Origin of the sequence: Bifidobacterium sp. MSK.13.1, assembly GCF_019131435.1 — a bacterium.
In the GTDB taxonomy this organism is placed as follows: Bacteria; Actinomycetota; Actinomycetes; order Actinomycetales; family Bifidobacteriaceae; genus Bifidobacterium; species Bifidobacterium pseudocatenulatum.
Genome location: NZ_JAHOMM010000001.1, coordinates 242088 through 261041, shown reverse-complemented (window position 1 = coordinate 261041; position 18954 = coordinate 242088). Strand labels below are relative to the sequence as shown.

16 protein-coding genes are annotated in these 18954 nt (G+C 57.9%); 15 read left to right on the top strand and 1 reads right to left on the bottom strand.

Annotated elements, in window-relative coordinates:
• The first annotated feature begins 74 nt into the window (after window positions 1–74).
• The 15 genes from KSY55_RS01185 (at window position 75) to KSY55_RS01115 (ending at window position 17122) form a co-directional block, all read left to right on the top strand.
• Entirely contained in the window at window positions 75–1091 is a 1017-nt protein-coding gene (locus KSY55_RS01185) for a polyphenol oxidase family protein (RefSeq protein WP_022245283.1), read from the top strand.
• Between the two features lie 87 nt (window positions 1092–1178).
• Window positions 1179–2006 carry an IspD/TarI family cytidylyltransferase gene (locus KSY55_RS01180; RefSeq protein ID WP_217749437.1) on the top strand — a complete coding sequence of 276 codons (828 nt, stop codon included), beginning with the start codon at window positions 1179–1181 and terminating at the stop codon, window positions 2004–2006.
• 41 nt (window positions 2007–2047) lie between these two features.
• Entirely contained in the window at window positions 2048–2737 is a 690-nt protein-coding gene (locus tag KSY55_RS01175; RefSeq protein ID WP_022245285.1) for a pyroglutamyl-peptidase I, read from the top strand.
• A gap of 148 nt (window positions 2738–2885) precedes the next feature.
• On the top strand, window positions 2886–4364 hold the full coding sequence (locus KSY55_RS01170; RefSeq protein WP_055063001.1) for a hypothetical protein: 1479 nt from the start codon (window positions 2886–2888) through the stop codon (window positions 4362–4364).
• A complete protein-coding gene (locus tag KSY55_RS01165) occupies window positions 4357–5697 on the top strand; it encodes a C1 family peptidase (protein ID WP_022245288.1) in 1341 nt (446 codons plus the stop codon). Before KSY55_RS01170 ends, KSY55_RS01165 begins: the two co-directional genes overlap by 8 nt.
• A gap of 176 nt (window positions 5698–5873) precedes the next feature.
• Entirely contained in the window at window positions 5874–7007 is a 1134-nt protein-coding gene (locus KSY55_RS01160) for a 3-deoxy-7-phosphoheptulonate synthase (protein WP_022245289.1), read from the top strand.
• Window positions 7008–7136: 129 nt separating this feature from the next.
• Entirely contained in the window at window positions 7137–8321 is a 1185-nt protein-coding gene (locus KSY55_RS01155) for a 3-deoxy-7-phosphoheptulonate synthase (RefSeq protein WP_022245290.1), read from the top strand.
• 60 nt (window positions 8322–8381) lie between these two features.
• Window positions 8382–9089: a 5'-methylthioadenosine/S-adenosylhomocysteine nucleosidase gene (mtnN, locus tag KSY55_RS01150; protein ID WP_072043267.1), complete on the top strand. Its 708-nt coding sequence runs from the start codon at window positions 8382–8384 to the stop codon at window positions 9087–9089.
• A gap of 186 nt (window positions 9090–9275) precedes the next feature.
• Complete coding sequence (locus KSY55_RS01145; protein WP_118269126.1) at window positions 9276–10670, top strand: cell wall metabolism sensor histidine kinase WalK; 1395 nt, start codon at window positions 9276–9278, stop codon at window positions 10668–10670.
• 71 nt (window positions 10671–10741) lie between these two features.
• Window positions 10742–11446: a response regulator transcription factor gene (locus KSY55_RS01140; protein ID WP_004220077.1), complete on the top strand. Its 705-nt coding sequence runs from the start codon at window positions 10742–10744 to the stop codon at window positions 11444–11446.
• A 321-nt stretch (window positions 11447–11767) separates the two neighbouring features.
• Window positions 11768–12898 (top strand): phosphate ABC transporter substrate-binding protein PstS, encoded by a 1131-nt coding sequence (gene pstS, locus KSY55_RS01135; protein WP_022245293.1) that lies wholly within the window; start codon window positions 11768–11770, stop codon window positions 12896–12898.
• 178 nt (window positions 12899–13076) lie between these two features.
• Window positions 13077–14030, top strand: coding sequence for a phosphate ABC transporter permease subunit PstC (gene pstC / locus KSY55_RS01130; RefSeq protein WP_022245294.1), 954 nt, complete (start codon window positions 13077–13079; stop codon window positions 14028–14030).
• Window positions 14030–15025 carry a phosphate ABC transporter permease PstA gene (gene pstA, locus KSY55_RS01125; protein ID WP_022245295.1) on the top strand — a complete coding sequence of 332 codons (996 nt, stop codon included), beginning with the start codon at window positions 14030–14032 and terminating at the stop codon, window positions 15023–15025. The genes pstC and pstA overlap by 1 nt, the downstream gene beginning before the upstream one ends.
• 41 nt (window positions 15026–15066) lie before the next feature.
• Entirely contained in the window at window positions 15067–15846 is a 780-nt protein-coding gene (gene pstB / locus KSY55_RS01120; RefSeq protein WP_003837442.1) for a phosphate ABC transporter ATP-binding protein PstB, read from the top strand.
• A 382-nt stretch (window positions 15847–16228) separates the two neighbouring features.
• A complete protein-coding gene (locus tag KSY55_RS01115; RefSeq protein WP_065437714.1) occupies window positions 16229–17122 on the top strand; it encodes a metal ABC transporter solute-binding protein, Zn/Mn family in 894 nt (297 codons plus the stop codon).
• A gap of 151 nt (window positions 17123–17273) precedes the next feature.
• On the opposite strand, the gene KSY55_RS01110 is transcribed toward KSY55_RS01115, so the two are convergent.
• Window positions 17274–18662, bottom strand: coding sequence for an NCS2 family permease (locus tag KSY55_RS01110; RefSeq protein ID WP_022245297.1), 1389 nt, complete (start codon window positions 18660–18662; stop codon window positions 17274–17276).
• Window positions 18663–18954 lie beyond the last annotated feature (292 nt).

Below are 18954 nucleotides of genomic sequence, written 5' to 3'. Positions count from 1 at the left end.
AAACATCGTGTAGACGCAGAAAATCAGCAGAAATAAGTTGAAATAATCGTAGAACAATCAAGGAAAACAAAAAAATGACTGACAAGCAGTATGACGACGCGATTCTTGACAGCAATGCGATCGACCCGACCGACGTGGACGGCAATCCAATCCCGGTGACCATTCCGATCATGCTTGCGCCGGGCGTCAAAGTCGTGTACACCACGCGACTTGGTGGCACCAGCGAAGGCGATTATGCGCACTGCAATCTCGGAGGCAAGTCCGGCGATGATCCGAACCATGTGCTCGCCAATCGTGTGGCGCTCTCCAATGCCATCGACGCGAAGCTGAGCTTGGTCAGCCAGGTGCATTCCGGCGTTGCCGTCGATGTGGACGAATTGTTCGTCATGAACCGTCCGTTCGGTTTCGACGTGTCTGGCGGCAAGGGCGAAACCGCTCAGCAGGTGGGCGAAACCGCGGATGAGCCGGCAGTGGTTGAAGCGGACGGCCAGGTGACCGCTCAGAAGAACGTGGCGCTCGGCATGTTCGCGGCCGACTGCCTGCCGGTGCTCATGGCCGATCCGGAAGCTGGCGTGATCGGCGCCGCGCATTGCGGCCGTCGTGGCCTGCAGAACGGTGTGATCGGCGCCACCATCGAAAAGATGGTGTCCAAGGGAGCCAGGCCGGAGCGTATTGTCGCCACGCTGGGCCCGTGCATCTGCGGCGACTGCTACGAGGTGGGCGGAGACATTGCCGACGAATTCGACGCGCAGTTCCCTGGAACCTTCACGCTGAGCCGTTTCGGCCAGCCGGGCATCGATATTGCGGCCGCCGCGCTGCAGGAGCTTGCCAAAGCCGGTGTTCCGGCTGATAACGTCGTTTCCTCCCGCGCCCGCGTCAACGCAGCCACCCAGTATCTTTCCGAAGACGAGGAATTGGCGGAAATCTGCCAGGCCGATGGCGAAGGCGAACCGCAGCTCGCGGAACGTTTCAAGAAAATCCGCCGTAGCCTGTGCACGCTGGAAAATCCGCTCTGGTTCTCGCATCGCCGTGCCACCATCGCAGGCAAAGCGCACGAAGGTCGTATGCTTGCGCTGATCGTGCGCGAATAGTGGGAGAGCGGCGCGCTATTGCGGATTGCGTGCAGAACGTAAGGCAAAACGCGCTGCAAACCGATTCGGGGGTTTACGGTGGGACGTATGAGTGAGGGAGAGCAGATGCAGGAACAGAAGATGCCGGTTGTGGCCGTGGTGTTGGCGGCCGGTTTCGGCACGCGATTCGATGAGACCAATCCCAAGCAGTTGGTTTCGGTGGGGGATAAGCCAATCGTCTGCTGGAGCATCGAGGCGTTCGAACGCAACGATCGCGTGAGCGACATCATCGTCGTGGTCAACGAGCGTGTCAGCAATATGGTGAACATGCTCATCGACGAAGCCGGTTATACCAAGGTGCGTGCCGTGATTCCGGGTGGCTCCGAGCGTGTGGACAGCACCCGCTCCGCGCTTGATCTGCTCAAGCAGGCAGGCATTCCCGATGGCGCGAAAATCCTCATCCACGATTCCGTGCGACCGTTCGTCGAACAGCAATCCATCGACGGCTGCATCGACAGCCTCGACCAGTTCAACGCGGCGACCGTGGCATACGCGTCCACTGACACGATTCTACTGACCGAAGATCTTGGAGAGCGCAAGGTGGTGCGCTCCGTGCCTGATCGTACGAACGCATTCCGCGCGCAAACCCCGCAGGCCTTCCGTTTCGGTACCATCACCAAAGCCTACGAGCTCGCCACCGCCGATCCCGACTTCCACCCAACCGACGACACCCGCGTGGTGGTGGACTATCTGCCGAACGAGCCGGTCGCCATCGTCGCCGGATCCGAAACGAATCTCAAAATCACCACACAGGCCGACATGCCGATCGCCGAGAACATCGCGCGCAGCCTCGACCCGGAACATGCCAAACAAGAAGCGAAAGCGCGCATGCACGCGGTGTTCGCCGAAGCATTCTCGCAAATGCATAAGCACTGATCGTAAACGAACCCACCTTTCGACCACGTACACTGGAACACATGCAGCAGATCAACATCGTCATCTCAGGTTTCACCCCGTACGACGGCATCGACGTGAATCCGGCCGTACTTGTTCCCGTGGCGCTCGCCGAATATTGGAATGATCCATCTCAATCCGTGGCGCTGTCCGACGATCTTCTGCAGGATGTTTCCATGAGCGTGACGACGGTGACGCTTCCGGTCAGTTTCGCCAATGCCTGGCCCATGTTGCTGAACGCCATCGAACAGGCGAATCCCGATATTGTCATCGCCACCGGTTTGAAGCGTTCGGCCCGCGGCGTGCTGTTGGAGCGATGCGCCACGAATCTGATGGACGCGGCCAAGCCTGACGCCGACAATGTGATTCCGCCTCGCCGTCCGATCAATCCGGAAGGGCCTGCGGCATATTGGACGCGCCTGCCGTTGCGTTCGATTCTGCGCGATTTCGCCAAACATGAGATTCCCGCCGCGTTGAGTTCGGATGCGGGCACGTTCGTCTGCAATTCGCTGTTCTACCATTTGCTCGACTGGTCTGCAGCGCAGGAAAAGCGCATTCTGTCGGGTTTCGTAAGCCTGCCGATCGTCAACGAGCAGCCACATCCGCAACATGGACTGTCAATCGCGCAGCAAATCGCCGCAGGTAACGATGTGATCCGCGAATCGGTGCGTTATTATCTGCAGCCATCCTCAAGTGAGATTCTGCTCGGCTGAACGGCGTCGGCGTTTCCTCGAACGATTTCTGTGCTCTCTGTGAGAATTATGCGACTGCCGTGTGCCGAACGTTTGTTCTGCGCTAAAGTTCAAAATGGATAGGCGCGGGCAAGATGCGCGATGGAAGGGAATTCGTGAAAGGAATACCATGGTTGAGCAGTTCCCAATCGTGTTGAGGGGGTACGACAAGGAAAGGGTCGATGAGGCGTTCGCTTTGGCTCAGGAGACGGTGGACCGTCTGCGTGATCAGGTCAAGGCCGACGATCAGACCATCCTTGAACTGCAGGCACAGTTGCAGGAAGAGAAAAACAAGAAGGCCAACCCGAATTCGTTCGCATCTCTGGGCGCCAACGCGCAGCAGATGCTCGCCAGCGCGGAACAAACCAGCGCCGAGCTGCTCGACCGTGCCAAGAAAGACGCTTCCGCGGCACGCGCCACGGTGCAGCTTCAGGCCGAAACCCTGCTGAACAACGCCAAGCTCGACGCCAAGCGTATTCTCGACGAGGCCAACGCCAAGGCCGAAGCGGTGCTGTCGAAGGCCAATAATGATGCCGACACGTTGAAGTCCAACGCCCAGCGCGAAGCGGACCAGCTGCGTGGCGAAGCGCAGAAGGCCGTGGTGGCGCAGCGCCAGACCGTCGATCTGGAATTGACGAACTCCCGTGAGGAGCACGACAAGCGTCTCGCATCGGAGCGCGCCACGCAGGAGCGCGAGCTCTCCGATCTGCGCGCCGAAGCCACCGAGCAGATCGCGGCGCAGCGCAAGAACGCCAATGACGAGATCAACCGCATGAAAAGCGAGACCAACGACCAGATCGAATCCGCGTTGGCCGAAGCCAACAAGAAGCTGGCCGACGTGCGTGAGCAGGTGTCCAAGATGATGACGGACGCGCAGCGCCGTGCCTCGGAAATCACGGATACCGCCAAAGCCAAGGCACAGGAGATCACCGACGAGGCCGAAGTGCATCGCACCAAGACCATCAGCCAGGTCAATGCCGAGGTGGAGCAGATTCGCGCCGACATTTCCGCCCAGCAGGATGAGGCTACGAAGAAGGTCAACGAGCTGCTCGCCGACCTGAACGAACGCCGTGAAATCGCCAAGAAGCAGTCCGACGAGCTGATTTCAGAAGCGCAGCATACGCGCGATGAGGCCGAGGCATACGCTTCCGACAAGCGTGAGGCAGCCGACAAGCAGGCTGCCAGCATTCTCAAGCAGGCCACCGAAGAGGCCGACGAGCAGATCAACGAGCGTCGTGAGGCAGCCAAGAGCGAGCTTGAAGGTGTGCAGCAGCGCATCGCCGACCTGCAGACCCGTGAGGCGCAGATCACGCAGCGTGTCAGTGAACTGCGTGCCATGTTTGCCAACGCGTTCTCCGGTTTCGGCGCGAACGGCCTGTCCGTGGTCAATTCCATCGACGGCGAACAGCATGATTCCGCAGCTGAAGCTGAAACTCCGGCGGAATCGCACGACGAGAGTGGCGAAACTGTTGCGGGCGAACCGGAAGTGACCTTCGACGAGGATGTTGTCTCCGACGAACAGCAGAATAATGACGATTTTGAAGAACCGTCCGAAGACGAGCAGTCTGACCAGGGCGAAGAAGCACAGGAGGAACAGAACAATGACTGACATCACGCCGTTGAGCGCTGATGCATTGGCAACGCTGGTTGAGGATTTCGAAGCCAGCGACCACAACCGTATGGCCATGAACGCGGTCACCGCGGCTGGCATCAACAAGGTGGCACGCAACTATGACCGCGCCCGCCTGATGCAGCGCCGATTCTCCACCATTGTCGACAATGGCACCGCCACCCATCAGGATCGTTCCGGCCGTTGCTGGCTGTTCAGCTCGCTGAACGTGGCTCGTTTCGTGGCCAAGAAGAACATGGGGCTGAAGGAATTCGAGTTCTCCCAGAACTATGCCATGTACTACGACAAGCTCGAGCGCGTCAACTACTTCCTGCAGGACGTGGCCGAACTGGTGAAGGCCGGCGAGCCGTCCGACTCCCGCCTGATCCAGCATCTGCTCGCCGACGTGATGGGCGACGGCGGCCAGTGGACCATGGCCATGAACGTGTACAAGAAGTACGGTGCCGTTCCGAAGGATCTGTTCCCGGAAACCGAATCCTCCAAGAACACCGGCGAAATGAACGTGCAATTGCGTCGCCTGCTGCATACGGCCGTCGCGCACATGTATGCTGATCCGGCTTCGATCGAATCGGTAATCGCCGAAGCGACCGCCGCCGGACACCGCATTCTGACGATTCACTTGGGCGAGCCGCCGAAGAGCTTCGACTGGGAGTGGACCGACAAGGACGGCGAGTTCCACCGCGATGGTGAGGTCACGCCTGTGGAATTCTGGCAGAAGTACGTCGGTTCCGCTGATTTGGAAAGCTACGTGTGCCTGGTCGACGATCCTCGTCAGGAGCATGCGAAGGGCAAGAAGATCGGTATCGAGCACTTGGGTAATGTGGCCGGGGGAGACCCGACCGAATACCTGAACGTGCCGAACCAGTTCATGAAGGATTGCGTGCGTCAGATTCTCGAAGAGCAGGGCATTCCAGTATGGTTCGGTGCTGACTGCCACCCGATGATGGATCGTGAAAACGGCGCTTGGGCTACTGATCTGTTTGAATACGGCAAGGTGTATGGCGTCGACTTCGATCTGAACAAGGAAGATCGCGTGCGTTTCGCCGATTCCGCGATGAACCACGCTATGGCGTTCGTCGGCGTGGACGTGGCCGAAGACGGCACGACCACCCGTCGTTGGCGTGTGGAGAACTCTTGGGGCGACAAGATCGCAGACAAGGGCTACTTCACTATGAGCGACGACTGGTTCACCGAATACGTGTACGAGGTCGCCGTGCCGAAGGCGCTGCTCCCTGCCGAATATCAGGCCGCTCTTGACGAGCCAGCCACCATGCTCCCCGCATGGGATCCGATGGGCGCTCTGGCTGACTGATACGTAAACCGACAAACCGATTGACGAATGCCGACTGCATGGGACTTCGCAAAAAGTCCAGCATGCAGTCGGCATTCGTGTTATTCCACTTTTATCCGTTAAGGTAACTTCGGTGATTATCATCCATGCACAGTATGCATGAAGCAGGTATGCAGGTATAAGGAGGAGCAGAAGAGATGTCAGGTCTTCGCGGTCCAGATAGTTCGAAGGATGCGCAGTTGTTGGATAACGCCGTGTTTCCGGAGACCGTGGATGTCAATATTCGACAGTTGGACCCGATTCCGGCTCCCCGATATTTTCTGAAGGAAATTCCACTCACCGATGAGATGAGCGATCTGGTGTTGAAGTCCCGTCAGGAAATCCGCGATGTGCTCAACGGCAAAGACGATCGTCTGCTTGCCATCGTCGGCCCATGCTCGATTCATGATCCGAAAGCGGCGCACGAATACGCGGCAAAACTCGCCGCGGTCAAAAAAGAACTGGAAGACCAACTGGTCATTGTGATGCGCGTGTATTTCGAAAAGCCACGCACCACCATCGGTTGGAAGGGTCTGATCAACGATCCCGATCTCGACGGCCAGTTCAATATTCGCAAGGGCATGTGGCTCGCACGCAAGGTGCTGACCGACGTGCTGAGCGTTGGACTCCCGGCAGCCACGGAATGGCTGGATCCGATCACCCCGCAGTACATCTGCGACCTGATTAGCTGGGGTGCGATCGGCGCTCGCAACACCGAAAGCCAGGTGCATCGCGAGCTCGCGTCGGGCATGTCGATGCCAATCGGCTTCAAGAACGCCACCGACGGTTCGATCAAGCCGGCAGCGGATTCCTGCTTCGCGGCCGCCTTCGAGCATCATTTCCTGTCCATCAATCTTGACGGTCGTGTGATTTCCGCCGAAACCAAGGGCAATCCCGATTGCCATCTGGTGTTGCGCGGCTCCTCGCACGGCCCGAACTACGATACCGATTCCGTGGCGAAGGCGTTGGCCGATCTGAAGGTTTCCAAGGCGTCCGGCCCGAGCGAGCACGGTCTTGTCATCGACGCGGCGCACGGCAACTGCGGCAAGGACGAAGTGCGCGAAGCCGAAGTGATCGAAAACATCGCCTCCCGCATCGCAACGGGAGAGTCGGGCATCAGCGGCATCATGATGGAAAGCTTCCTGAAAGCCGGCAATCAGAAGCCCGCTCCGCTCGACCAGCTCGAGTACGGCAAATCCATCACCGACGCCTGCGTGCCGTGGGAACGTACCGAACAGTTGCTGCACACGCTTGCCGATGCGGTCGAAAGCCGTCGCGCACTCGCCAAATAAGCGCAAATAATCGCAAATAACTAACCGTGCGGAATACGTGTAACTGCGTAATCGCACGGTTTTTGCATAGCGACTGCCATTTGATTGATATTCTTGGGGAGATAGGTGATTGTCAAGGAGAGCAGTGAAATGCAGCAGCAGCTGAACACGCCTGAAGAGCTTCGCGCCATCCGCGAGGCCATGGATGAGGGAAAGAATCCGCTGGTGGCTACGGATGTGCCACGCTGGGAAGATCAGGTCGGCATCAGCCGCATCGTGAACCGCAGGGTGCTTGAATTCGAGGTGCTTCCCACGCCGGCGCAGGTGTTGGGGGACCTGCCGCTCAGCGATCAGGCGCAAGAGATCGTCGCCTATTCACGCGATGAGATTCGTGCCTGCCTGTACGGCCAGGACGATCGATTGCTGGTGATCGTCGGTCCGTGTTCCGTGCATGATCCGGCTGCCGCACTCGATTACGCCCGTCGCTTGGCCGCGTTGAAAGACGAGCTGGGCGGAGAATTGCTGATTGTGATGCGCGTGTATTTCGAAAAACCGCGTACGACGGTCGGTTGGAAAGGCTTGATCAACGATCCCGACATCGACGGCAGCTGCAATATCAAAAAAGGCCTGCTTTTGGCCCGTCGTACGCTGCTTGGCGTATTGGACGCAGGTTTGGCCACCGCCACGGAATTCCTGGAACCAACCAGCCCGCAATACATTTCCGACGCGGTCAGCTGGGGTGCGATCGGCGCTCGCAATACGGAAAGCCAGGTGCACCGCCAGCTCGCTTCGGGCATGTCGATGCCGATCGGCTTCAAAAACGCTACCGACGGTTCCATCAAAGCGCCGACCGACTCGTGTTTTGCGTCGGCACAGCAGCATACGTTCTTCGGCATCGATCATATGGGTCGTGCGGCCGTAGTCAAAACGCTTGGCAATCCCGACTGCCATGTGGTATTGCGTGGTTCGAGCAGCGGCCCGAACTATGACGCCGAATCCGTGGCGAATGCCATGAAGCTCATCCGTGAGGAAATGCCGGTCGAATCCGCGGCGGCACACGGTCTGATCGTGGACTGCTCGCACGGCAATTCCGGCAAAGACGAACATCGCCAAGTCGAAGTGGTACGTAATATCGCAAGCCGTATCGCCGAAGGTGAGGAAGGCATCACCGGCATCATGATGGAAAGCTTCATCGAAGGTGGCAGTCAAAAACCGGCACCGCTCGCCGAACTCACGTACGGTCAATCCATCACCGACAAATGCTTGAGCTGGCAGATTACGGAAGCGTTGCTGCGCGAACTTGCGCAAGCTGTGGGCAAGCGCCGCTGGAAGTGAGCGAAGCGAAAATAAGCGAAACCGAGCGAAAAGCGTGAAGCAATCGAAAGGAACGAACGCATGAGCACAATCGCCATCATCGGCGCCATGGACGAGGAAGTCGCCAATATCGCATCCGCATTGAGCGACATCACCGTAACGGAGGAAGCCGGCGTCTGCGTGACGCGCGGCACCATCGAAACCAACAAGGGCACTCGCGTCAACGTTGCGGCAACGGTCGGCGGCATGGGCACCGTCAATATCGCCGCCACCACGCAGCATCTCATCGACGCGGACCAGCCTGACGCCGTGATCTTCTCCGGCATCGCAGGCAATCTCAACACGCATCTGCACATCAACGACGTGGTGCTTGGCGGCACGTTGCGCTACCTCGACACCGACATGCGTCTCGTCGGCCAGTGGAAGCCAGGCACTGCGGACCAGCCGGTGGAGGAATTCCACTCCGACGACCGTCTGATCGAAGTCGCCGATAAGGTGCTGACCGATCTGAGCGTGCATCACATCACCGGCATCATCGCCACGGGCAACTATTTCGTGGACGATCCGAAGAAAGTGGAGCAGGTGATTCGCGAAACCGGCGCGGACGCGGTCGAAATGGAAGGCGCCGCGGTGGCGCATGTCGCGGCGCGCAACGGCCTGCCCGTGCTGGTCATCCGCGCGTTGAGCGACAATGCCGACACGGATTACGTGGAATTCAAGGAATTCGACATTTCCGAATATGCCGACACCGCGGCGAAAATCGCGGTGAACATCGTCAAGCGCATGTAAGCGCATGAAAGACGGCCCGTCCAACGCATCGGTTGCTGGACGGGCCGTCTCATATTTCGGTATGGCGGATCTCACGAAAGTGAACTGCGGGGAAACTTCCGATGGCGTGAGGGAATCGCGCACGGAAATCGCTTTCCGGAACCGCTACTGTTGAAGAAGAATGACGGATTATCGGAAGGTTAACGTATGACGCTGGAGCACGTGGTGATGGCGATTGTGGTTGTTGCCGTCGCTGTGGTCGCCTTTTTGCTGGGGCGTGCCCGTGGCGTGCAATTGGGGGAGGATGAGATCGACCCGAACGATCCAAGCCTGTTCGGCGCGCAGAAGAACATGTCGCTGTTCGGGCCGCGCGTGCCCGTGCAGTCCACGGAACGCCAGCTGATCGCCGTCATGCCGGAGGCGTTGATCGTCGTCGATTCACTGGCGTCGGTCACATATGTTTCCCCGGGCGCGCAACGTTTCGGCATTGTTGAGGACAGTGCGATGACGCTTGCCGAAATCCGCGATATTCTGCGATTGGTGTCGACCGACAGCGTGGTGCGCGAACGCGAATTGTCGATTCCGCTGGATCGAGCCGCCCGTGCGGCCGCGAAAAACACCGACGGCAAAGGCATTGAGGCAGGTAAGTTCCGTCCTTCCGACACGCTGTATCTGCATGTGCGGGTCGGCCAGATCTCCGATGATCTTTTTGCGATTTTCATTTCGGATATGAGCGAGCAGCGTCGTTTTGAGATTATGCGACGCGATTTTGTGACGAACGTTTCGCACGAATTGAAGACTCCTGCCGGTGCGATTTCCCTGCTTGCCGAAACGATCGGCGACGCTGCGGACGATCCCGGCATGGTGAAGTATTTTGCGGGCCGCATTTCCAAGGAATCCGAACGATTGACGGAATTGGTGCATCGCTTGATCGACTTGCAGAAGGCGCAAAGCACGGCTGCGGTGCTGAACGCGGAACGGCTTTCCGTGCTTGCGTTGGTACGCGAGGCGATCGTCGAAAACCAAGTGAAGGCCGAATCGAAGCATATCAATCTGGTGCTTTCGCTGAATGGCAAGCAGAAGCTGGTGCACGTCGAGGGTGCCGTAAACGCTGTCGATGAGGATGATCTGTTCATCAACGCCGATCATGAAACCATCAAAACGGCGGTGAAGAATCTGGTGGAAAACGCCGTCAACTATTCTCCGGAACACACCACCGTCGCAGTCGGCATCGGCAGTGGCGATGACGAGGTTGCGATTCGTGTCGTCGATCAGGGCATTGGCATTCCGGAATCCTCGCTGGATCGTATTTTCGAGCGATTCTACCGTGTCGATCCCGCACGTTCCCGCGAAACAGGGGGTACAGGATTGGGTTTGGCCATCACCAAACATTGCGTGCAGGATTGCGGAGGCACTATCGCCGTGTGGTCGCGTGAGGGGGAGGGATCGACCTTCACCATCACCCTGCCTCAGGCACAAGCGGTGGAAACAGCGGAAACTGCAGGGACTGCGGGAAACGTACAAACTGCGGAAGCGGATCGCATGGAAGTGACGGGCGAAACCGAACGCATCGAAACTACGCAATCCGAGCAATCCGAATAATCTGAGCTAAACCGACTACAGCAAATAACAAGCAACGTTCCCATCAACAGAGCAATGGAGGAGAAGCACTGATGACACGTATTCTGATCGTCGAGGACGAGGAATCGTATCGAGAGCCGCTGGTCTACCAGCTCACCCGCGAAGGCTACGACGTGTCCGCCGCGGCCACCGGCGAGGAAGGGCTGGAACTGTTCACCAAAGGCGGCATCGATTTGGTGTTGCTCGATCTGATGCTGCCAGGGCTTGACGGCACCGCGCTATGTCGCAGAATTCGTGAGCAAAGCCGCGTACCGATCATCATGCTCACCGCGAAAAGCGCGGAAATCGACAAGGTGGTCGGTTTGGAAATCGGCGCGGACGACTACATCACCAAGCCGTACTCGTTCCGCGAGCTGCTGGCGCGGGTGCGTGCGGTGCTGCGACGCAACCAGATGGTGGCCGACGCGACGGAATCCTCCGATGACGATATTCCGCTGATCTGCGGCGACATTTCCATGAAGATCGGCCAGCATGAGGTGATGGTGCGCGGAGAGAACGTGTTCTTCCCGCTGAAGGAATTCGAGCTTCTCGAATATCTCATGCAGAACAAGGGCCGTGTGATGACCCGCCACCAGCTGATCGACCGCATTTGGGGGTCCGATTACGTTGGCGACACCAAAACGTTGGATGTGCACGTCAAGCGCGTACGCTCCAAAATCGAGGAGGATCCGGCGCATCCGAAATATCTGACCACGGTGCGCGGTTTGGGCTACAAAATCGACGTTCCAGCGGAATAAAGCGGAAATATCGCGATAGATGGAAATATATAAGATAAAACACTGCGATTCCAGTACTCATCGTAAGTTTCCGAATAATTGATTATTAATTGATAACTGAATGTAAGACCGTGGTATCACGGTAGTCGCCGAAGATCGGTGAATGGAAATGACGAAAACGTCCGAAGTGTCGTAGAGTGTTCATCTTCCGTTCACCGATTTTGGTTTTGCGGGACCCAAACCACCAATAGGCTTGACAGTGTCATGAAGAACGATGGCGACAACAGCATATGAAATGTCAGAAACATACGCCATCAGAATGTTGACAGAGGGAAAAGAATAATGCGTAATTCCATTCTCGTACGCTCCATTGCAGCTGTGTCCGGCATTGTGATGCTGGCTTCTGTCGCGGCTTGCGGCGACAACACTGCTTCCAACACTGATTCTTCGGCTAGCACCGACACCAAGACCACCGAAGCCGTGTCCGGCAACTTCTCCGGCGCTGGCGCTTCCTCCCAGCAGACTGCTGTGGAAGCCTGGATCGCCGGCTTCCAGGGCACCAACCCGGATGCCAAGGTCGCCTACAACCCGTCTGGTTCCGGCGCTGGCGTTTCCACCTTTCTGACCGGCGCCACCGCATGGGCCGGCTCCGATGCCGCCCTGTCCAATGACGAGGTCGAGCAGTCCAAGAGCGTGTGCGCTTCCGGCAACGCCTTCGACATCCCGGTCTACGTCTCCCCGATCGCCGTGGTCTTCAACCTCAACGGCATCTCCGGCAAGGGCAAGACCCTGAACATGGACGCCGACACCATCGCCAAGATCTTCGACGGCAAGATCACCAAGTGGAACGATGACGCCATCAAGCAGCAGAACCCGAAGGTCGACCTGCCTGATCTCGACATCACCGTGGTGCACCGCTCCGACAAGTCCGGCACCACCAAGAACTTCCTGAGCTACGTCAAGGATGCTGCTGGCGACGCTTGGAGCTACGAGCTCGGCGAGAACTGGCCGAACGAGGTTGGCCAGGGCGCTAAGGGTACCTCCGGCGTGATCTCCACCGTGCAGCAGGCTGACGGCACCATTGGCTACGCCGATGCTTCCCAGGCTGGCGAGCTCGGCACCGTTGCAGTGAAGGTCGGCGACGATTACGTGCCGTTCTCCGCTGAAGCCGCTGCCAAGGTTGTGGACGCTTCCCCGCTCGACGAATCCGCCACTGGCGACAACCGTGTGGTCGTCAAGCTCGACCACAACACCACCGAGGCTGGCGCCTACCCGATCGTGCTTGTCTCCTACGACATCGCTTGCCCGGCATACAAGGATGCCGACACCGCCAAGTTCGTCAAGTCCTGGCTCACCTACGTGGTCAGCGACGAAGGTCAGCAGACCGCTGCCTCCGCAGCAGGCTCCGCTCCGCTGTCCGACACCATGCGCCAGAAGGTCCTCAAGTCCATCGACGCCATCGAAACCAAGTGAGCTTTGATACAGTAAGCGATAGGCTCTCGGTGAACGGCAACTGACCGTCTGTTTCAGGCCGCAGCCGCAACGTGAAAGCGGGTGCGGCCTGAAACGGTATCTGCAGGTAAAACAAAAAACGCAGTCATCGCAAGTAATCGCAGATCTGTTTCAAACAATCGCAAGTTAAGGAGAACCCGTGAGTTCGCAAAGCAAAACGGCACAGCAGCCGGTGAGCGGCAAAAACGCGGATAAGGTGTTCAAGGGCGTGGCCTACGCCTGCGGCATCCTGATCCTCGTAGTGCTCGCCGCCGTCGCGCTGTTCCTGCTGTTCCGCGCATGGCCGTTGATCGGCGGCGATCAGCAGGCCAACAGCGACACCATCAGCAACTTCACCGGCGGCAAGGCTTCCAGCTTCTGGGGCTATGTCGGACCGCTGCTGTTCGGTACTGTGTTGATCTCCGCGCTGGCACTGTTGATTTCCTTCTTCGTGTCGGTCGGTATCGCATTGTTCATCTCGCACTATGCGCCGAAGAAGCTCGCCACCGCCTTGAGCTATGTGGTCGATCTGCTCGCCGCAATTCCGTCCGTTATCTACGGTCTGTGGGGTGGCCTGGTGCTGGTGCCCGCCATCTACCCGTTCTGGAATTGGGTGGCCAAGTATCTTGGCTGGATTCCGCTGTTCGCAGGTCCTGCCGCCAATCCTTCCCGTACCGTCGCCACCGTGGCCGTGGTGCTCGCAGTCATGATCCTGCCGATCATCACCTCCATGTCCCGCGATATCTTCCTGCAGACTCCGCGCCTTCAGGAAGAGGCCGCGCTTGCTCTTGGCGCCACCAAGTGGGAAATGGTCAAGCTTGCGGTGCTGCCGTTCGGCAAGTCCGGTGTGGTGTCCGCTTCCATGCTTGGCTTGGGTCGTGCGCTTGGCGAAACCATGGCCGTGCTCATGATCCTGTCTCCAGGTCTCAACTACTCCATCAAGCTGCTGCAGGCTTCGCAGAACCAGACGATCGCAGCCAACATCGCCGCGCAGTATCCTGAAGCCAACGATCTCGGCGTGTCCGTGCTGATCGGCACCGGCCTGGTGCTGTTCCTCATTACTTTCGTGGTGAATTTCATCGCCCGTAAGCTTACCGAGAAAGCGAGTGCGTGATGACCGCAGTGAATAACAACGCTTCTCCGATGGACGGTGCCCCCGTCATCGATTTCGACAAGTTCAAGCCGACGCGTTCCTTTACCGCTGCACGTAAGCGCAAGGATCTTGCGATGCGCGTACTGATCGCTCTTGCGTTCATTGTGGCGCTGATTCCGCTGTTCTCGGTGCTGCTCACCACCATCGTCAACGGTGTCAAGAGGCTGAACCTCAACTTCCTGAGCTATAACATGACCGGTGTGGTCGGCGGCAATCCGACGCCGTCCGGTGGCTACGGCGGTATTCAGCACGCCATCATCGGTACGCTGGAAATCACGTTCGGCGCCATGATCATCTCCATTCCGATCGGTCTGATGTGCGCCGTGTACTTGGTGGAATATTCCAACCGTGGCAAGCTGGCTCGCGTCATCACCCTGCTGGTCGACGTGATGAGCGGTATTCCGTCCATCGTCGCAGGTTTGTTCGCATTCTCGATGTTCACGATTCTAATTGGACCTGGCACCATCAACGGTTTCGAAGGTTCCGTGGCACTGTCGCTGCTGATGCTGCCGACCGTGGTCAAGTCCTCTGAAGAAATGTTGAAGATCGTGCCTCACGACTTGCGTGAAGCGTCGTATGCTTTGGGTGTTACCAAGCAGCGCACGATTACGAAGATTGTGTTGCGTACCGCTTTGCCGGGCATTGTTTCGGGTGCGATTCTCGCCGTCGCCCGTGTGATTGGTGAGACCGCTCCGTTGCTGATGACCGCAGGCTACATCGCCTCCACGAACGTCAACCTCTTCTCCGGCCAGATGACCACCCTTCCGGTGTACGTCTACCAGGAGTACTCCAAGCTCAACGCGAATTGCCCGGCTTCCGCCGACGCTTCCTGCGTGACCACCATCCCGATGGAACGCGCATGGGCCGCGGCTCTCGTGCTGATCCTCATCGTGCTTATCCTCAACCTTATCGGTCGACTCGTGGCGAAGGTCTTCGCCGTCAAGTCGGAACGATGAGCGGTAGTCTTACATACAGAAACAACATATAAGGAACCAAAATGGGACAACGTATTGATGTCAATCATCTGAACATCTACTACGGCGACTTCCTGGCCGTTGAAGATGTGAACATCAACATCGAAGCCAACAAGGTCACCGCTTTCATCGGACCTTCCGGCTGTGGCAAGTCCACGGTGCTGCGCACGCTCGACCGCATGCACGAGATCATTCCGGGCGCTCACTGCGAAGGCGAGGTGTTGCTGGAAGGCAAGAACCTGTACGACAAGGACATCGACCCGGTTGCCGTGCGTCGCGATGTCGGCATGGTGTTCCAGCGTGCGAACCCGTTCCCGACCATGTCCATCCGCGAGAATGTGCTCGCTGGCGTGAGGCTCAACAACCGCAAGATCTCTAAGTCCGATGCGGACGATCTGGTCGAATGGGCTCTGCGTGGCGCCAACCTGTGGAACGAGGTCAAGGATCGTCTTGACAATCCTGGCATTGGTCTTTCCGGTGGTCAGCAGCAGCGTCTGTGCATCGCCCGCGCCGTGGCCGTGCACCCGCAGGTGCTGCTGATGGACGAGCCGTGCTCCGCTCTTGACCCGATTTCGACGTTGGCTGTCGAGGATCTGATCAACGAGCTGAAGAACGACTACACCATCGTGATCGTGACGCACAACATGCAGCAGGCCGCCCGTATCGCCGACTACACCGCGTTCTTCAACCTGAAGGCAGTCGGCCAGCCGGGTCACCTCGAGTACTTCACCGACACGACCACCATGTTCAACAACCCCCAGAACGAAGAAGCCGAGCGCTACGTATCGGGACGCTTTGGCTGATCGGCAAAAGCCGATCTGCCAAAGCGTAGCGTCGGCCCAGGGCGACGCCGTTAAGCAAACAGTCCAGTGGACTGTTTGTAGGCAGCGCCGAGATGCGACAGTATCGAGGCAGGAAATAGTGCCTTGCCTTGGCAAGGCTCCTTTTCCTGCGAGCTTGCACGCGGCTGATCGGCAAATCATCTCTTACTCCCGCTTGCGGGGGATTGTCGCACGGATGTGCGGTCGAAAGTGGTTGCTTCGCTAACCATTTCGATCCCATTCGTGGCGGCCGTTCCCCTGAGCGGGAGTTTTTTGTATGTGATACCTGATCGCGACACGCTCTATTGATAATGATTCTCAATTAAGTTATGATGGCGTTATATCACGTTAGGGAGGATCTATCATGTACCGTATTGTGAGAATTGCGATTGCCGCACTTGCTTCTGTAGGAATGCTTGCGTCGGTTGCTGCGTGTGGAAGCGGCCGATCGTCGTCCGAAAAAAACGGAACCATCGAAGTGGTCGCTTCCGTGAATCAGTGGGGTACCGTGGCGAAAACCTTGGGCGGTGGCAACGTCAACGTAACCAGCATCATCAATTCCACCAATGTGGATGCGCATGATTACGAGCCAACGACGTCGGATATCGCCAAACTGCAGAAAGCGCAAGTCATCATCGTCAATGGAGCCGGCTACGACGCATGGGCGGTCAAAGCGGCGCAATCCGCCAACGCAACCATCGTCAATGCCGCTGCAGTCGGCGGGGTGAATGACGGCGAAAATCCGCATGTTTGGTTCTCCGCCGATGTGCGCAAGGCAGTGGCACAGGCGATCACCGAAGCGTACGAACAGGCCGACGCCGCGAAAAAGAGTGATTTCGACAAGCTGCACGATCAGTGGAAATCTGAAGAAAACAACGTCGAAAGCAAAATCGCCGAAGTGAAACAGAAATCGGATGGATTGGCGTACGCGGCAACGGAATCCGTGGCAAGCTATCTGGCGGAAGACATGGGTTTGACCGACGCAACGCCAAGCGGGTACGCGCGAGCCACAGCGAACGAAAGCGAGCCGACGCCAACGGATATCAGGCAGTTCGCCGACGCATTGAAATCAGGTGAAATCAAACTGTTGATCGTCAATACGCAGGAGGAAAGCGAGCTGACGGGCAAAATCACGAATGCCGCGAAATCCGCAAACGTGCCCATGGTTGAACTGACCGAACAGATGCCGGAACAATACGATTCCTTGACGGCCTGGATGGAAAGTCTGGTTGACGCCTTCTCGAAAGCCATCGCATAAGACGGTTCACTAAAAAGCAGTACGAAAACAAGCGATACAACAATAGGGGCGACTCCGCAGTGAGAGCGGAATCGCCCCTATTCCATTTGCCGAATTTATTTACTGAACCAGTAATTTCGGCTGGTGGTCAGGTTGAACCTGACGTTCAGAACTACAGGATCGCGGTGATGATGAAGTCCAGAATGAACAGCAGCGACACAACCCAGATCACCGGGTGCACTTCCTTGGCCTTGCCCTTGCAGGTCTTGATCAGGCAGTAGGTGATGAAGCCGCCGGCGATGCCGTAGGAGATGGAGTAGCTGAACGCCATGAATACGGAAGCGAAGAACGCCGGCACGGCCTCGGAGATATCGCCCCAGTCGATTTCCTTCAGCGAGGACGCCATCATGCAGCCCACCACCACGAGCACGCCTGCGGTTGCGGCGGACGGAATGGCGGAGATGACCGGGGAGAGGAAGGCGGACAGGGCGAAGCAGATGGCCACGACCACGGAGGTCAGGCCGGTGCGGCCGCCAGCGGCGATACCTGCGGAGGATTCCACATACGTGGTGGTGTTGGAGGTGCCGCAGATGGCGCCGATGGAAGTTGCGATCGAATCGGCGAACAGGGCCTTGTCCATCTTGGAGGAGAAGCCGGAACCGTTTTCGAGGGCTTCCTCGTCTTCCGCGGAGAAGATGCCGGTGCGGCGGCCGGTGCCGATGAACGTGCCGATGGTGTCGAAGGTATCGGACATGGAGAATGCGAAGATCGTCAGCAGAATGATCGGCAGCTTCGACATGTCGGAGAACAGCGATGGGAAGCCTTCAGCGCTGAAGATAGCGCCAAAGGTCTGCGGCAGCTGGGCGAAAGTGTCGCCGATGGAGATGGAGTTGGCCATGGTGGTCTGACCCATCGGAATGCCGGCGATGGCGGTGACCGCGATGGCGATCAGCATGCCGCCGCGCACCTTGAGCACGGTGAGGATGATGGCGAGGAACAGGCCGATGATGAACAGCCAGATGGTCGGATTATTCATGACGGCCAGACCTGGGGTGGCCTGCACGGTGTCGCCGTTCTTGGCGTCGGCCTTGGTGGTGAAGGTGAAGAAGCCGACGTTCAGGAAGCCGACGTAGGCCACGAACAGGCCGATGCCGCCGCCGATGGCGTTCTGCAGCACTTCCGGAATGGCTTGGATGATGATCTTACGAATCTTGGTGACGGTGATGAGAATGTTGATCAGGCCACACAGGAACACCATGCACAGGGTCTGCTGCCAGGTGAAGCCGAGGCCGAAGCAAACGGTGTAGGTGAAGAACGCGTTGAGGCCCATGCCGGCGGCCTGAGCATACGGAACGTTGGCGAACAAGCCCATGACGAGCGTGCCCGCGATGGCTGCGATGATGGTTGCAAGGAACACGCCGCCCCACGGCATTCCCGTTTGCGACAGTATCTGTGGGTTGACGATGATGATGTACGACATTGCGAAGAACGTGGTCAGACCGGCCATGACCTCAGTGGACACGGTGGTGCCGTTCTCCTTAAGATGGAAGAACTTTTCCATTTTTCCCTATCTCTATTTCTCTTGGGTTGGTAGGAACGTTCCGACTATTGGGCGGCGCGTTCCGGCGAGAATTGCGACTCGCCTTGTGGAATCGTGGGATTCCGAACAAGGCTTAACCGTAACACTTGAGTGAGTCATGAAGATTTCGTAAAGCGCGACACGCCCGGATGACGGCAAGTCCAAGCATGACCGTAAGTTGTTCACCTGTAAACCACAGACCGTTGGTTGGAGCGTGCAAGCGCTCACGAAGTTTGGTTCGCCAAGCCAACGCAGGTTGAAGAACATACGCCCA

Coding starts and splice junctions, on each gene's coding strand:
- KSY55_RS01185 (WP_022245283.1), top strand. CDS start 75: ATGACTGACAAGCAGTATGACGACGCGATTCTTGACAGCAATGCGATC.
- KSY55_RS01180 (WP_217749437.1), top strand. CDS start 1,179: ATGAGTGAGGGAGAGCAGATGCAGGAACAGAAGATGCCGGTTGTGGCC.
- KSY55_RS01175 (WP_022245285.1), top strand. CDS start 2,048: ATGCAGCAGATCAACATCGTCATCTCAGGTTTCACCCCGTACGACGGC.
- KSY55_RS01170 (WP_055063001.1), top strand. CDS start 2,886: ATGGTTGAGCAGTTCCCAATCGTGTTGAGGGGGTACGACAAGGAAAGG.
- KSY55_RS01165 (WP_022245288.1), top strand. CDS start 4,357: ATGACTGACATCACGCCGTTGAGCGCTGATGCATTGGCAACGCTGGTT.
- KSY55_RS01160 (WP_022245289.1), top strand. CDS start 5,874: ATGTCAGGTCTTCGCGGTCCAGATAGTTCGAAGGATGCGCAGTTGTTG.
- KSY55_RS01155 (WP_022245290.1), top strand. CDS start 7,137: ATGCAGCAGCAGCTGAACACGCCTGAAGAGCTTCGCGCCATCCGCGAG.
- mtnN (WP_072043267.1), top strand. CDS start 8,382: ATGAGCACAATCGCCATCATCGGCGCCATGGACGAGGAAGTCGCCAAT.
- KSY55_RS01145 (WP_118269126.1), top strand. CDS start 9,276: ATGACGCTGGAGCACGTGGTGATGGCGATTGTGGTTGTTGCCGTCGCT.
- KSY55_RS01140 (WP_004220077.1), top strand. CDS start 10,742: ATGACACGTATTCTGATCGTCGAGGACGAGGAATCGTATCGAGAGCCG.
- pstS (WP_022245293.1), top strand. CDS start 11,768: ATGCGTAATTCCATTCTCGTACGCTCCATTGCAGCTGTGTCCGGCATT.
- pstA (WP_022245295.1), top strand. CDS start 14,030: ATGACCGCAGTGAATAACAACGCTTCTCCGATGGACGGTGCCCCCGTC.
- pstB (WP_003837442.1), top strand. CDS start 15,067: ATGGGACAACGTATTGATGTCAATCATCTGAACATCTACTACGGCGAC.
- KSY55_RS01115 (WP_065437714.1), top strand. CDS start 16,229: ATGTACCGTATTGTGAGAATTGCGATTGCCGCACTTGCTTCTGTAGGA.
- KSY55_RS01110 (WP_022245297.1), bottom strand. CDS start 18,662: ATGGAAAAGTTCTTCCATCTTAAGGAGAACGGCACCACCGTGTCCACT.